Source organism: Streptomyces sp. NPDC015130 (assembly GCF_043080005.1).
In the GTDB taxonomy this organism is placed as follows: Bacteria; Actinomycetota; Actinomycetes; order Streptomycetales; family Streptomycetaceae; genus Streptomyces.
This window is the reverse complement of record NZ_JBIBVC010000004.1, coordinates 538,446-551,575: the sequence shown is the minus strand read 5'-3', so window position 1 is coordinate 551,575 and position 13,130 is coordinate 538,446. Positions and strand designations below refer to the sequence as shown.

Sequence of the window (13,130 nt, the reverse complement as noted above, 5' to 3'; positions counted from 1 at the left end):
CTCCCTGTTCTGGAGCGTGCCTCGCCCCGCAGGAGAAACTAGCGACGCATCGGGGGCTCGATGGGCAGTCCTCCAGGAACTGCCCATCGAACCGGCGCGATGCGGGCCGGTGCCACTCGCAGCGTCCGGGGCGTCACCCGCCTGGCCTTCGGTGACACGAAGGGCCAAGGGCCGTGCACGGCCCTTCGCTGGCGAGATGAACCTTTGTGCCCAGGCCGCTGCGGGAGCATCCGAGCGCACGGCCGCCGGTTTCGCCCCGACCTGGAGCCCCTTTCCCCCGGCACCCGCGGCGTGCTGATGAGCCCGGCAGACGGTGGAGACCACCGACACGGTCCAGCCGATGGCATCAGCGCCCTCAGCCGCTGCCAGAGCCGCGGCAAAGATGCGTTCCCCAGTGCCGTCCACAGCCCACCTGATCAGCCTTTCGTGGGCGGCCGGGAACGAGCCGAGCTCGTCCGGAAGATCCCGCCAGGTCGACCAGCTGCCGTACTCACACGCGATGGCCTCCAAGGTTCGACGGTGATCGGCCCACCGTCGACCACGGACCGGATCGGCCGGCATCCACGGCCCGATCCGGTCCCACACCGCATCAGTGATCACTAACCGGACCGGCCCACCGGCCAAAAGAGGACAGCCTTTTACTGGGGCAGTCAACGAGAGCCCGGCGATGAGAGGGCTTTATGGGAACGGATGACGCGGGACCATCCAGCTCCACACTCGAGGCGTCTCAGAGCAGGTCCCGGTCCATGAAATCCTCGGCTTCTTCCCAGCCGATGAAAGAACATCCGCCTGTCTGAAGATCGACGACGACTGGGAGGTTTCCGGCCGGCCGAGCACCATCGACACCGCGGTCAAGGTAGTCGGTGGTGTTGTAGGGCGCGATGAGTCGGCCTTTGTCGGCGAAACAGTCCTCTTCGATGATCCTGACCCTGTTCGCCTGCCAGGTGCGGCTCTCCCCGGCCAGGAAGGAGGCGGCCAGGCGCATTGATCACAGGCATTGCTAACGCTGGCCGGGGTCCCGCGGAGCAAAGTCCGTTACGACAACCTGAAGGCCGCCGTCGCCCAGGTGCTGGGGCTGAGCCGGGCGAGGGTTGAGGCCGACCGGTGGATCGCGTTCCGGTCGCACTTCGGGATCGAGAGCTTCTACTGCCGGCCTGGCATCGAGGGCGCCCACGAGAAAGGCGGAGCGGAAGGGCAGATCGGCTACTTCCGCCGCAACCACTTCACGCCGGTGCCCGAGGTCGAGTCGCTGGCCGAGCTGAACGAGCTCGTCGATCAGTGGGACCTGCGGGACGGACGACGCCGGATCGGTTCGCGGCCGCGGACGATCGACGAGTACTTCCAGGTCGAGCGGCCGCTGCTGATGCCGCTGCCGGAGGAGCCGTTCGAGACAGGCCGGCCCTTCACTCCGAGGGTCGACCGCTGCAGCCAGATCGCGGTCCGCACGAACCGCTACTCGGTGCCGGTCCGCCTGATCGGCAAGCGGGTCCGGGTCGTGCTACACGCCTCCCACCTGGTGGTTTACGACCGGAACGTGGAAGTGGCCCGGCATGAGCGTCTGATCGCGAAAGGCGGCTGCCGCCTGGATCTGGACCACTACCTGGAGGCCCTGATCCGCAAGCCAGGGGCCTTCCCCGGCGCGACGGCGCTCGAACAGGCCCGCTCTGCAGGCAAGTTCACCCCGGTCCATGACGCCTGGTGGGCCGCGGCGGTCAAGGCCCACGGCGACACCGCCGGCACCCGGGCCTTGATCGAGGTGCTGCTGCTGGCCCGCCACGTCTCGCACGAGCACCTGGTCGCCGGCCTCGCGATGGCTCTGCGGGCCGGGGCCCTGACCGCGGACGCGGTCGCCCTCGAAGCCCGCAAGATCGCCCAGGCCGAAGACGAACCCGCCGGGAATCCTTCGCCGGCGGGTGCCGCGGGGGCGACCGTGACGTTTCTGCACGAGTGGCGGCTCGCCCATCTTCCCCCGGACACCAGGCCCCTGCCCTCAGGCCCCTGCCCTCGGTGACCCACTACGACCAACTGCTCCGAGACCGTCGCGCCAGCGGCGGTGAACACCGCGAGGGAGAAGCACAGTGACCCTGCCCCGCCAGCGAGGCTTGACCGAGCAGGCCGCCACCACAGCCATCGACACCGCCTGCCGCCTGCTGCGGCTCCCCTCGATCGGAAACGAGTTCTCCGACATCGCCGACCGGGCGCTGAAGGACCAGATGACCTACCGCGGCTTCCTCGCCGAGCTGCTGATGGCCGAGTGCGACGACCGGTCCCGACGCCGTTCTGAGCGCCGGATCAAGGCAGCCGGTTTCCCCCGGGACAAGTCCCTGCGGACCTTCGACTTCGATGCCAACCCGAACATCGACCCCGCCACCATCCACACACTCGCCAGCTGCGAATGGATCAAGAAGAGCCAGCCGCTCTGCCTGATCGGCGACTCCGGCACCGGCAAGTCCCACATGCTCATCGCGCTCGGCACCGAGGCCGCGATGGCCGGCTACCGGGTCAAGTACGTGCTGGCCACGAAGCTCGTCAACGAGCTCGTCGAGGCCGCCGACGAGAAGCAGCTCTCCAAGACGATCGCCCGCTACGGCCGCGTCGACCTGCTCTGCATCGACGAACTCGGCTACATGGAACTCGACCGCCACGGCGCCGAACTCGTCTTCCAGGTCCTGACCGAACGCGAAGAGAAGAACAGCGTCGCCATCGCCTCGAACGAGTCGTTCGACGGCTGGACCAAGACGTTCACCGACCCTCGGCTCTGCGCGGCCATCGTCGACCGCCTCACCTTCAACGGCACCATCATCGAGACCGGCACCGACTCCTACCGCCTCGCCAGCACCCGAGCCCGTGCTGAGGAGGCGGCCAAAGCCGGCTGATCTCTGCCGCTACCTACCCCGACGGCCCGTCGTTCCGCCCGGCAGGTTCACTCAATCCGCCGTCCGTGAAGCGGCGGCTTCGATGCCTGATGCCCGCAGCTTCCGCGCCAGGAGCTCCATCTCAGGCAGGGTCCCTGAGTACTGCCCGGTCAAGACCTGATCCAGAACGGCCCGGACGCCACCCAAGCCGATGCCGGATCCGCCCGCAAACCCGCATGATGGCGGCGTTTTTCGCCGGCGGGGCTACCTGCAACCTTGCCCGCCCGTGCTCGGAGAGCAGGCGGCCATGCAGTTCCTCCGGCAGGTCACCGCCACACACAGCCAGGGCAAACCCGCAGGCCGGACACATCATCTCAACATCCCACCGCAGTGCCTCGCCCACCAGCGCCTGAACACCGCACCACTCCGCCTCGGCGCCGCATCCCTGGCACACGGCGGAGTACCTGATGGACTCAACCAAGATCGTCTTGTTCCCTCGTGAGGCCGCCGCCCTCGGCCCGATCGGCATCATCATCGCCTTCCTCGAAGACCTCCTTGGCCTCATCCTGAGCGAGGAGGACCTGATCAGGGAACGCACCATCACCTCAACCGAGGCGCACTGGAGAGGTTCGCGTCCGCGGGAACCGACTACTGGAACTTCTGGCATCACTCCGAGCAGCACAGCGGTGAGCTTGGCGTTCGTCAACGGGATGCCTACTCGTTCATCGACGGTCTTTCGAAAGCGTGGGTGAGTCCGCGCCCGGGAGCATCGGCAACGCGGTGCGCTCCGCCTCACCCGGGATCGCGTTGACGGCCCGACGACGCGCGAGCGACTCCGCGGCAGCCTGACGGGGATGCCGGCGGCGCCAGTAGGGATTGTCGTGGGACAGCTTGCTGGACACTCGTCCGTACATCCCGAACGTGACGATCAGCAGTCCCATGACGAAGCTGAACATCACGTTGGTCATACCGAAGTCGAGGAAGTTCGCCGGGCGGTCGAGTACGAAGAGGTGGTAGAAGCCGCTGAGCAGGAACGAGCCGCCCACGACCATGTTCACGGTGGAGGCGACGTTTCCTCCTACGGCCGCAGCCACCAGGAGGATGAGTCCCACCACCAGCGAGATCACGCTCAAGGTGGTGTTGGTGGTCATCCCGGCGATGCGGTCACCGGAGGTGTGGAATGGGCTGAGCGCGTCGGCGAAACCGAGGCAGCCGAACACGAGCAGGATGCACCCGCAGATGCCGGCGCCCCAGCGGTACACCGTGGCGAGGTGATGGTCCATGGGAAGTTCGTCTTTGAGTCGCACAATCGTCCTCGATCCGCGCATCGTCCGCGGGTACCGCGAGGGGGTACCGAGCGGACGAGATTCCGTGAGGCGCCTTGGTCGGCCCCTAAGACGTTTCCTGATAGATCGCTGTCGGGATGCACTTCGTCGTCCGGAGGGGTTCCCATTCACCCGAGCAGGCCCTCGCGCGGTCCCGGCGCATCCACGGGGCCTGCGGCCCTGGGAGGTGTGTCGCATCCGCGGGTCGGCCTAAAGGAGAAGTGTGGTTACGGACTGACAGACGGACCAACGGTGAGGGCGGGCCCCCATGAATGACGCGGACTGCGCACCGGACGGCCTCCGCGGCCCCGTCCACTCCGGGGCGAGGCCGACGGAGTCCGTGTGGGACTACCCCCGACCCCCGGAGCTGAGGAAAGACGACCGCCACGTGGTGGTCACGGTGGGTGAACAGGTCGTGGCGGACACGCGCTCGAGCCTGCGGGTCCTGGAGACGAGCCACCCACCCGTCTTCTATGTGCCCCGGCTCGACGTGCGCAGCTCGTTCCTACGGCCCCGGCCGGGCCGGACCCACTGCGAGTGGAAGGGCGCGGCATCGTACTGGGACGTCGTCGTCGATGACATGGTGGTGGTGCGGGCCGCCTGGAGCTACGAACGGCCCCACGGCTCCTACGAAGCCCTCCGCGGCCACCTGGCCTTCTATCCGTCCGCGGCGCACTGCACGGTCGACGGCGAGTTGGTGACCGCCCAGGAGGGCGACTTCTACGGCGGGTGGATCACGCACGAGATCGAAGGTCCTTTCAAGGGCGGTCCCGGCACCTGGGGTTGGTGACCGCCCACGAAGAAGGGTGGACGTCATGACGAACACAGCGCGGGCGACGCGGGGCGCGGGGGTCGTGATGGATCCGGACCGCCCCGCTACCGTGGCCGCGGACCTCCACGCCTACCTCAGCTACCGGGACACCGAGGCCGCGCTGGCCTGGCTCTCGGAGGTCGGATTCGAGCTCGTGCGGCGCCAGGACGCCGACGACGGTTCACTCGCTCACGCCGAGGTCCGTTGCGGGGACGTCGTCCTGATGGTGGCCGGCGCGCACGCCGAGTACAGCAGGCCGGCCCTCCACGGCACCAGTACGGGGAACGGTCTGTACCTGTGCCTCCCCTCCCCGTCGGCGGTGGACCGGTGGTACTTCCACGCGGTGTCCGCGGGCGGGGTCCCGGTGATCGAGCCGGAAGCGACCGAGTGGGGTACGCGACGCGCCCGGGTCCTTGACCCCGAGGGCCACGAGTGGAGCGTGGGAACCTACCGGCCTGGCTGATCCGACGGCCCGACCGGCGGGTTCCCCCAGGGGCGGACAGGGTGTTCGTCGTAGTGGGCGCCCGTGTCGTGCAGCACCACCAGGGCCCCTTCCGCGAGCTTCGACAGCAGGCGCTCCTGCGCCACCGCGTCCCCGGCGAAGCAAAGGGCCGGCGATGTCCTGCCGTACGGACGTGGCAGTCTTGGGCCGGCATTCGACCACCGCCGCGGTGAATCTGTTCTTGCGAGCAGCGACCGGCCGAACTCCGTGACCACCTGGTAGCGGCCGTCGAGCAGGGCCGGTTCCCGGTGTCGGTGAGCGCCGGGCACTGACCCCGGCGTGCTGCGAAGCTGGGCCCAGACCGTGGAGGAACCGGGCTTCGACCTACTGATGATCTCGGACCGCATAGCCATCACGCCGGACGTCGCCGAGCGCTATCCGGCCCCCTTCTACGAGCCCTTCACCACCTTGTCCTGGCTGGCCGGCCTCACCAGCCGGATCCGGCTCGGTACGACGGTCCTCATCGCTCCCTACCGGCACCCGCTGCTCACCGCCCGAATGGCGACCAATCTCAATGAACTGAGCGGCGGCCGGCTGGTCCTCGGCGTGGGAGTGGGCTGGGCGCGGCAGGAGTTTGCCGCCCTCGACATCCCGTTCTCACGCCGCGGACAGCTGACCGACGACCACCTGCGGCGCATCCGGGCAGCCTGGAAGGACACCGCATCCTACGGAGAACGACGGATCCCTGTGTGGGTCGGCGGCAACAGCGACGCGGGGCTGCGCCGAGCCGTTCTGCTTGGAGACGCATGGCATCCGCTGCGCCCCACCGTGCCGTGGCTGGGCGAAGCCACAGGAAGGCTGGAGGCGTACGCGGACGAGCACGACTTGCCCGCGCCCGCCCTGGCTCCCCGCATCGCCCTCCGGCTCACCGAGGAACCGGTCGACGGAGCGGGACGGCTCGCCGGTGAGGGCACCATCGACCAGATCATGGAAGACCTCGACCAGCTGCGGATGCTGGGCGCCAAGTCCGTCGTCCTCGACACCTACCCGGGCGACCCCCGCGCGACGTGTCACCCACAGGCGGCCTGGCAGGACCTGGCCACTGTGGCCGCACACGTCCGCGAGCCCGGCATCCCTCCCCGCACCACGATGGAGCAGTCATGACCACAGCCGACGACCACACCCTCCTCCGACAGGCCATCTCACTCGCGGCCAAGGCACGCGCGAGCGGCAACCCGCCCTTCGGATCTCTGTCGGCAGGACCGGACGGGACGATCCTGGCCGGAGAACCAACACCACCCTCACCGACAACGACGTCACCGCGCACCCGGAACTCAAACTGGCGAGGTGGGCTGCAAGGGAACTCGACGCGCAGACGGCGGCAGGCACCACGATGTACACCAGCTGCCAGCCGTGCGGGATGTGCGAGGCCGCCATCCAATGGGCGGGGCTTCGGCGAGTGGTGTTCGCCCTTTCCAACGATCAGCTCCTGGACATCAGGCCGGGCAGCGGCCGGCCGCCCGTGCCGCAGGACGGTCCCGCGCTGCTCGAAGAGGTACGGGCCGTGGTCGAGCCCTACTATCGCTGACCGCCGGGCCCAGGGCCGGGCCGCGACGACAGGACCTGGAGCCGGTCGCTCGGCTCGGCCAGCGGGTCGGCCGACACGTCGACAGCGGCGGCCGTGACCGCATCGCCGCCGCCGACGCGCTTCTCACCGGCTGGTTCCGCGATGCGATCCTCGGTTCCTGCCCCAACCCGGTCTCGGTGAGTGGAACGACGTCCTGCTGCTCGCCTGCCACGGCCAGGGCGAGCAGGACCGCGACTGGAGCAGCAGCAGATCCCGTCGGCGCCGACGCATCGCCGGCAGCGGCGCCGTGAAGAGCCGCTCGACGGGGCGGTCCCTCACCTGGAGCCAGTACGACCGGCGGGTCCAGCGCATCGCGGCCGGCCTTGCTTCCCCCGGCGTGGGCCTGGGCAGCGTGGGCCTGACGCCCGCCGGCCGGCCGGGGTTCCACCTGCTCGGCGCCGCCGTGATGCACCCGGGAGCAGTTCCTCGACACGGCCCGCGAGGCGGCGGGCGGACCGAGCTGACACCGTCGTCCGCGTCGACGCCGAGGCGAGCGATGTCATCAGCCTCGCCGCCGTGGGGTTCCCCGGGCGCGCACGGACCGCGTACGGGCCCCGGTAAGGAGGGAGGTGGTCACGTCCCGACGATTCGTGTCGGTGGCCGCATGGGGTCCGTGCGGATCCGGGCCGCCGGCCCGACGCCGGTGGGCGGTCGGACGGCCCCCCGAACGGGTGAGCTCCGGTCCGGCGGCCGGGGCAGGTGCGGCAGGTGGGGAATCCAAGCCCGGGAGGCATGGCGCTGACCGAGGGCAGCACCCTCGACACCCGGTCCGGGGAGTTCGTGGAGCGGGACCTCGCCTCGTACCACGTCCCCGTGAACGCCGACGTGCCGTCCCTGGAGGCGCACTGGCTGGACGAGGAGGATCCCCACCTCAACCCCATGGGCAGCAAGGGGATCGGGGAGATCGGCATCGTCGGCACGGCGGCCGCCGTGGCGAACGCCGTGCACCACGCCGTGGGCGTCCGCCTGCGCGACCTGCCTCTGACACCGGACCGCCTGCTGCCGCACCTGCACGTCCAGCCGGGCCGGCAGGGTTGACCGATCCGGCGCTTCCCCTCCCCCTCCCCGGCCCGTCCGGCCGAGGGGGTGCGGGGGCCGGTGCGACACGGTCGGTCGAGCGCCCGGCGGCGCCGTCCGGCCGCGCCGGTTGGGGTCTCTCACGCCGCCCGTCCGCTCCGTCGCACGGAGCGGACCGGCACGGGCCTACGTGGTGGCGCGAGCCATCAGGGCGGGGCGGAGCTGCCACACCCTGGCGATCGACGTCTCGGATCACGACGTGTGGGACGCCATCGACAGGGGTTTCGCCTGGGTCTTCCACGCCGGTGACTCCCCCGCCTGACCCAGCAGGTGATCATCGCCGACGGCAACCACGGCACGGTGACCGAGTTCGTCTCCTTGGGCGAGTCGGTCCTCGGGGCGGCACGTCACGTCGAGTCCGGGTCTTCGCCCGCGACAACGTGCACGGCCGCTTCCTCGGCGCTCGCCGCGCCTCCGTCGATGCCCTCGTCCCGGGCGATCAGTTCCTTGGTGGAGTCGGTACGGGTGCCGTCGTCCGGCGCTCTCAGCCGCCCGGCGCGGTCGGTACCCACCTCGCTGTCGATCAGTTCTCCGTGGCCGCCGGGCAGGTCGCCCAGACCGTCCCCGCCGGGCTCCGCGACCTCGGGAACCTCCTGGGACAGCCTGGCGTCCAGCGATTCACCGGCCTTCTGCTCCTCGGCCGTCGTCCCGTGTTTCGTGACGCCCATGGGCTTCTCGGGAGGGGAGTACCCCTCGTCCAGCATCTCGTCGTAGGTGCGGTCGTCCACGGCGTTCTGGAGGTCCAGCGGCGCCGCGTCCTCTTGCTCCTCGTTGCTGCCTGTGGGCTGATAGGCGTCGTCCGCCATCCGGTTCCCGCTCATCCGGCGCTCCTTTCGCCATGCTGTCAGCTCGCGGGCGAGGCGGGTACGGCGATCACGCGTCGAGGTAGGTGATCGCGGTGCCCAGCGGTGACCACGGCCCCCGTTCCTCACGTGGCTGTGGCATGTCCCTGTACCCGGCCTGCGCAGGGCGGCGTCTTCCCGGAACGAGACGGTTCATGCGGGGCGACGGATGCGGCGACGATCTTCGGGGCTCCTGGAAGCGGCCACCGTTCAGTCACTCGATCCCGAGGGCTTCTCGCAGCCTGCGTTCTCCCTCGCTCACCCCGTCCGGGTGTGCCGCGATGACCGCGTAGCGCCATGAGCGACCGTCCTGCGGGGCGCCCGCGTAAAGCACCACGCCCTCCCCTCGCTCCAGGTCGAACGTGATCCGGCGGGCTCTCAGTCGGTCGAGGGCCTCTGGCAGGCCGAAAGCCGACCGGGTGCGCCCCTTCGACACGGACCATGCCGGCCGGGGCACGCCCGCCGAGGCCGTGAGGCGCGTGACCATGGCGTGGGGCGTGGTGGTGGCGGTCCGGCGAACGTTGCTCTCGCCTGCGTACAGCACTCCGTTTACGTCGACGAGTGCGTCGAGTCCGAACGGCCCGAGGTGGCCGTGCGCGGCCAGATGGCGGCCCAGTCCGAGCCCCCACTCCTCGAGCTCGCCGGCCACGTGCGCACACGACGGCGGCAGGGGGGACACGTATCCCGTGAAGGAGCCGTGTTCCGTCCGCATCGCGCCGGTGAAAAGGGCCCTGGTCCCCGAAACCGTGTTCTCCATCTGGATGCTCACCGACTCGGCCACGGCCACATGCTCCTCCACGACCCACGTCCCCTGCGGGCCGCCGACCGATCCGAGCGACAGGCCCGGTCCTCGTACGTCCCGCCGGGACAGGAATCGCATCCCGTGTCCTCCTGCGGAGCGGTCGGGCTTGACCACCACGCGCTCATGCTGTTCGAGCAGCCGGCGTACGGCACTTTCGACTTCAGGACGGCGGCACGCCCGGCCCGCCGGCAGCCGCAAGGCCAGTCGCGTGGCGGCTTCCCGGAATCCGGCCTTCGTGTTCAGCAGCATCGTCACCGGCAGGGCGGCGGCGGCCTCGTCGACCGTCGCGTACGGAAAGACGGTCAGCCCGAGTTCACGCGCGAACGCGACGGCGGACGCGTCGGGCGCGGTCGGCAGCAGTGCCGTTCCCGGCTGACGGGCGTGGCCGGCCACCCGGTCCGTCAGCCCGGCCTCGCGAACCGCCCTGGCCAGCGGTACCGCACCGGCGGGCGGCACCTCGATGACGGCTGTCCGTTCGCGGGCGACCCCCGTCAAGGCGCCCACGTAACACCGGAACTCCTCGCTCAGCGATCCGGGGGTCACCAGTGCGTCGCCGGCCCGCAACAGCCACGCCTTACGCGGCGCCTGCTGGGCCCACTGCGCCAGCACCCGGCCTTCCTCCAGGTCCACCGCCAAGTCCGACAGGAAGTTGGCGAAAAGCACCAGGGGACCAGGATGCGGCTCGTTCACTGCCGTTCCCTTCACGCCGCCTCGGGGACGGCCTCGCTGGTCGGGCATGCGGAGCCCTCCTCGGCCGACGACCTGCCTGCCGCCCAGCCAGGTCTGCCCGACGGTGCAGGAGCTCTCGGGGCGGAGGGCCGGGAGGCGTCATCGCCGCGGGGGCAGACGATGGAGCGTCACGTCGTACAGCCTCGCCTCCAGCACCGTCAGCGTCATGAAGGAGCAGAAAGGCTGGCGTCTGCGGTCCGTGGGCGAGCCCGGGTTCAGCAGGCGCAGACTTCCGACGCTGGTGTCCCACGGGATGTGGCTGTGGCCGAACACGAGGACATCCACGTCGGGGAAGCGCGCGGCACAGCGCCGCTTCCGTCCCGTGGCAGCCCCCGTCTCGTGCACGACCGCGAACCGCACCCCTTCCAGCTCGGCGTGGGCGACCTCCGGGAGCCGACGGCGCAGTCCCGGGCCGTCGTTGTTGCCGTACACACCGATCAGCCGACGAGATCTCGACCCCAGCAGGTCGAGCGTGGCTTCGTCGACCCAGTCACCGGCATGGATGACGGCGTCGGCGTCGTCGACGGCTGCCATGAGGGCTTCCGGCAGGGACGCGGCGCGGGTGGGCAGATGGGTGTCCGAGGTCAGCAGGAGCCGCATACGTCCCACGGTAGGCCGCCGCGTCCACCGACGCCCCGAGGGCACCGCCCGTACAGCACCTCGGCGGTCTGTGCCGGGGCCACCAGCTTGCGCACGTGCTCGGCCGGCGGGCGGCGCCGGGTCTGCGTGCTCGCCTGGTCCTGGAGCCGGGCACGCAGTTCCCAGGCGGTCACTCAGGGGGCAGAGCGCGAAGGAGCAGACCGGTCTCTTCCTCCTCCGCGGCCACGCCGCCGCGCCGCCGCGCCGCCACGCCGCGCGTCGCCAGCGGGGCCGTGCGTGCAGATGCCGACCTGCGTCGTCGCCCCGCCCGCAGCCCGGCCGTGACCGTTTCACCACCGTCCGTCTCGCTCGGCAGGGCACCCGGCACTCCGGTGCGCGCCGACATCGTGACTTCGACTGTCGATCGATCGTTGCCACGACGGCGCTGACGCTGTTGTCGACCCTGATGTTCGAATGATGTTCAAAGGTGCCTGAATCGGGTATTTCAGCATGTTCGAGACCAATCGGATGCCCTATCTCCTCGACGGCGGGCATTCCACGTGACATGGCGGTGAGCCCCGATGCCCCAGTGCAAGACCCCCGACTACCGCTCCGGCCACCGCGGTCGCCACTGGACACACGCCCTGCGCTGCGCCCAGCGGGCCGGAGCCGTCATCGTCACCGACGAGACGGACGAAATCGTGGCCTACGCCCACGAAACATCCGGCCCCGGCCGCTTCAGGCCGTGGATCACCGACACCGGCTCCCGCTACGACAGCCACGACGTCCACCCCGTGTGGTGACCGCAAGAGCAGCGTTGGACACCGTCGACTGCGCGGTCCCACCGAGCGGCTCGCTCCACGTCGAGCGTCGAACGGGGCCGCGACGGATTCTCCGGCAGGCCACAGATCGAGGCCTGGGCGCGCCGAAGCGTTCAGGGCCTCAGCCTCTCGACCAGCGCCTGTGCCGGCGAGCACGGATCGTGCGCGGGTGCGAGTGACTGTGCAGCAGCCCGCCGTTCGTCTGCCGGAGGTCTCCTGCGTGGGATACGTCCGGCGCACCGTACGCCGTCTCGTATCGCGGAATGTGACTGTGGAGTGGTTTGCAGGCGTTCTTGGATGCTTCACCGGCGCCTCCGGTTGCGGCGCAGGAGCAGGAGAACGACGCACGCGACGGCCGCGGCGATGAGCGGGGTGCGGTTGGCCTTCGCCATGACGGCGGCCGACTCGGCCTTCTCACGGAACGGCTCCGGGGTCTTCTCGGTGGCGAACTGTCCGGCGCGGGTAGCGGTGTCGCGGACTTGGGCCGCTGCGTGGGCGGCCTTGTCCAGGACCGGATCAGGGGCCTTGTCCTTGACCCGCCGAGCGGCGTGGAATGCCTTCTCTCGGATCTGATCGCCGACAAGGGTGGCCTTCTCGGCGGCCTGCTCCTTCATCTCGGCCGCCTTCTCCTTGGCCTGGGCCTTGACGTCGGCCTTGGCCGCCAGCGCCTCGATGGTCTGGCCGAGCTCGTCGCGGGTGTGCTCGACCTGTTCGCGCAGCTCCTCGGGAGTAGGCACGGCTTTCTTGTTGCCATGGGAAGGGGTGCTCATCGGTGTGCTGCCTCCTTGATCTCGGCCACGTCGGCCTTGACGCTGTCGATGGTCTGCTCGGGGGCGGGGGTGCCGGCCTTGGCGATCTGCTTCTTCCCGGCCACGGCCACCACCGCGGCGACGGCCGCCAGCAAGGCGGCGATGATCAGAGCCGAGGCCCAGACCGGCAGGACCAGCGCGAGGGCGGCGATCGCGGCGGCGACCAGAGCCTGGGCGGCCAGGATCCCGGCAAGGCCCGCGCCGCCGAACAGGCCGCCGCCCCGCCCGTAACGTTTGCCCTTGTGGGTCATCTCGGCGCGGGCCAGCTGCATCTCCTCACGGACCAGCACCGAGATCTGCTGCGACGCCCGCGTTACGAGGTCACCCACCGACTCGTCGTTGCCGCGGCCGAGCCGGCTTTCCGTGGCGCTCATCGAACTCGTCACCTTCCTCCATTTTCGTCAGGGGTTC

14 protein-coding genes and 4 pseudogenes are annotated in these 13,130 nt (G+C 70.0%); 9 read left to right on the top strand and 9 right to left on the bottom strand.

From position 1 onward, the window contains the following. Positions 1 to 126 precede the first annotated feature (126 nt). Both ACF08F_RS11250 and ACF08F_RS11245 read right to left on the bottom strand, forming a co-directional pair. A pseudogene (locus ACF08F_RS11250) lies at positions 127 to 624 on the bottom strand (transposase); the annotation flags it as partial. Between the two features lie 103 nt (positions 625 to 727). Continuing rightward, the gene (locus ACF08F_RS11245) at positions 728 to 985 is read right to left on the bottom strand and encodes a hypothetical protein (RefSeq protein ID WP_392298245.1); all 258 of its coding nucleotides are present in this window, start codon (positions 983 to 985) and stop codon (positions 728 to 730) included. A 12-nt stretch (positions 986 to 997) separates the two neighbouring features. On the opposite strand from ACF08F_RS11245, the gene ACF08F_RS11240 reads away from it, so the two are divergent. From ACF08F_RS11240 to ACF08F_RS11230, 3 genes are all read left to right on the top strand, one after another. Next, the gene (locus ACF08F_RS11240; protein WP_392298244.1) at positions 998 to 2,011 is read left to right on the top strand and encodes a hypothetical protein; all 1,014 of its coding nucleotides are present in this window, start codon (positions 998 to 1,000) and stop codon (positions 2,009 to 2,011) included. Positions 2,012 to 2,078: 67 nt separating this feature from the next. Further along, positions 2,079 to 2,876: an IS21-like element helper ATPase IstB gene (istB, locus tag ACF08F_RS11235; RefSeq protein ID WP_392298243.1), complete on the top strand. Its 798-nt coding sequence runs from the start codon at positions 2,079 to 2,081 to the stop codon at positions 2,874 to 2,876. 446 nt (positions 2,877 to 3,322) lie between these two features. Continuing rightward, positions 3,323 to 3,607, top strand: a complete 285-nt coding sequence (locus ACF08F_RS11230; RefSeq protein WP_392298242.1) for a hypothetical protein — start codon at positions 3,323 to 3,325, stop codon at positions 3,605 to 3,607. On the opposite strand, the gene ACF08F_RS11225 is transcribed toward ACF08F_RS11230, so the two are convergent. Next, positions 3,578 to 4,162 (bottom strand): DUF4383 domain-containing protein, encoded by a 585-nt coding sequence (locus ACF08F_RS11225; RefSeq protein WP_392298241.1) that lies wholly within the window; start codon positions 4,160 to 4,162, stop codon positions 3,578 to 3,580. The genes ACF08F_RS11230 and ACF08F_RS11225 overlap by 30 nt on opposite strands. 286 nt (positions 4,163 to 4,448) lie before the next feature. Between ACF08F_RS11225 and ACF08F_RS11220 the strand changes: the two genes are divergently transcribed. Continuing rightward, positions 4,449 to 4,970: a DUF427 domain-containing protein gene (locus ACF08F_RS11220; protein ID WP_392298240.1), complete on the top strand. Its 522-nt coding sequence runs from the start codon at positions 4,449 to 4,451 to the stop codon at positions 4,968 to 4,970. Between the two features lie 25 nt (positions 4,971 to 4,995). Continuing rightward, on the top strand, positions 4,996 to 5,454 hold the full coding sequence (locus ACF08F_RS11215) for a VOC family protein (protein WP_392298239.1): 459 nt from the start codon (positions 4,996 to 4,998) through the stop codon (positions 5,452 to 5,454). A gap of 38 nt (positions 5,455 to 5,492) precedes the next feature. On the opposite strand, the pseudogene ACF08F_RS11210 reads toward ACF08F_RS11215, so the two are convergent. Then, positions 5,493 to 5,738: pseudogene (locus tag ACF08F_RS11210) on the bottom strand (diaminopimelate decarboxylase); the annotation flags it as partial. A gap of 34 nt (positions 5,739 to 5,772) precedes the next feature. Between ACF08F_RS11210 and ACF08F_RS11205 the strand changes: the two are divergent. The 3 genes and pseudogenes from ACF08F_RS11205 to ACF08F_RS11195 all read left to right on the top strand — a co-directional run. Further along, positions 5,773 to 6,597, top strand: a complete 825-nt coding sequence (locus ACF08F_RS11205; RefSeq protein WP_392298238.1) for an LLM class flavin-dependent oxidoreductase — start codon at positions 5,773 to 5,775, stop codon at positions 6,595 to 6,597. Continuing rightward, positions 6,594 to 7,021, top strand: a pseudogene (locus tag ACF08F_RS11200) (nucleoside deaminase). Before ACF08F_RS11205 ends, ACF08F_RS11200 begins: the two are co-directional and overlap by 4 nt. A 765-nt stretch (positions 7,022 to 7,786) precedes the next feature. Continuing rightward, positions 7,787 to 8,098, top strand: a pseudogene (locus ACF08F_RS11195) (xanthine dehydrogenase family protein molybdopterin-binding subunit); the annotation flags it as partial. Positions 8,099 to 8,484: 386 nt separating this feature from the next. Here the strand turns inward: ACF08F_RS11195 and ACF08F_RS11190 are convergent. From ACF08F_RS11190 to ACF08F_RS11180, 3 genes are all read right to left on the bottom strand, one after another. Continuing rightward, positions 8,485 to 8,958: a DUF5709 domain-containing protein gene (locus ACF08F_RS11190; RefSeq protein ID WP_392298237.1), complete on the bottom strand. Its 474-nt coding sequence runs from the start codon at positions 8,956 to 8,958 to the stop codon at positions 8,485 to 8,487. 235 nt (positions 8,959 to 9,193) lie between these two features. After that, entirely contained in the window at positions 9,194 to 10,444 is a 1,251-nt protein-coding gene (locus ACF08F_RS11185; RefSeq protein ID WP_392298236.1) for a peptide ligase PGM1-related protein, read from the bottom strand. A 165-nt stretch (positions 10,445 to 10,609) separates the two neighbouring features. Further along, the gene (locus ACF08F_RS11180) at positions 10,610 to 11,110 is read right to left on the bottom strand and encodes a metallophosphoesterase family protein (protein ID WP_392298235.1); all 501 of its coding nucleotides are present in this window, start codon (positions 11,108 to 11,110) and stop codon (positions 10,610 to 10,612) included. Between the two features lie 560 nt (positions 11,111 to 11,670). On the opposite strand from ACF08F_RS11180, the gene ACF08F_RS11175 reads away from it, so the two are divergent. Continuing rightward, positions 11,671 to 11,892 (top strand): hypothetical protein, encoded by a 222-nt coding sequence (locus tag ACF08F_RS11175; RefSeq protein WP_392298234.1) that lies wholly within the window; start codon positions 11,671 to 11,673, stop codon positions 11,890 to 11,892. A 320-nt stretch (positions 11,893 to 12,212) separates the two neighbouring features. Here ACF08F_RS11175 and ACF08F_RS11170 read toward each other — a convergent pair whose 3' ends face one another. Together ACF08F_RS11170 and ACF08F_RS11165 are read right to left on the bottom strand one after the other, a co-directional pair. Continuing rightward, a complete protein-coding gene (locus ACF08F_RS11170; RefSeq protein WP_392298233.1) occupies positions 12,213 to 12,680 on the bottom strand; it encodes a DUF3618 domain-containing protein in 468 nt (155 codons plus the stop codon). Next, on the bottom strand, positions 12,677 to 13,093 hold the full coding sequence (locus ACF08F_RS11165; RefSeq protein WP_392298232.1) for a phage holin family protein: 417 nt from the start codon (positions 13,091 to 13,093) through the stop codon (positions 12,677 to 12,679). The genes ACF08F_RS11170 and ACF08F_RS11165 overlap by 4 nt, the downstream gene beginning before the upstream one ends. Positions 13,094 to 13,130: the final 37 nt, after the last annotated feature.

What these genes read in the sequence shown, in the direction of transcription:
- ACF08F_RS11245 (WP_392298245.1), bottom strand. Translation starts at nt 985, where the DNA reads ATGCGCCTGGCCGCCTCCTTCCTGGCCGGGGAGAGCCGCACCTGGCAG.
- ACF08F_RS11230 (WP_392298242.1), top strand. Translation starts at nt 3,323, where the DNA reads ATGGACTCAACCAAGATCGTCTTGTTCCCTCGTGAGGCCGCCGCCCTC.
- ACF08F_RS11220 (WP_392298240.1), top strand. Translation starts at nt 4,449, where the DNA reads ATGAATGACGCGGACTGCGCACCGGACGGCCTCCGCGGCCCCGTCCAC.
- ACF08F_RS11215 (WP_392298239.1), top strand. Translation starts at nt 4,996, where the DNA reads ATGACGAACACAGCGCGGGCGACGCGGGGCGCGGGGGTCGTGATGGAT.
- ACF08F_RS11190 (WP_392298237.1), bottom strand. Translation starts at nt 8,958, where the DNA reads ATGAGCGGGAACCGGATGGCGGACGACGCCTATCAGCCCACAGGCAGC.
- ACF08F_RS11180 (WP_392298235.1), bottom strand. Translation starts at nt 11,110, where the DNA reads ATGCGGCTCCTGCTGACCTCGGACACCCATCTGCCCACCCGCGCCGCG.
- ACF08F_RS11175 (WP_392298234.1), top strand. Translation starts at nt 11,671, where the DNA reads ATGCCCCAGTGCAAGACCCCCGACTACCGCTCCGGCCACCGCGGTCGC.
- ACF08F_RS11170 (WP_392298233.1), bottom strand. Translation starts at nt 12,680, where the DNA reads ATGAGCACCCCTTCCCATGGCAACAAGAAAGCCGTGCCTACTCCCGAG.
- ACF08F_RS11165 (WP_392298232.1), bottom strand. Translation starts at nt 13,093, where the DNA reads ATGAGCGCCACGGAAAGCCGGCTCGGCCGCGGCAACGACGAGTCGGTG.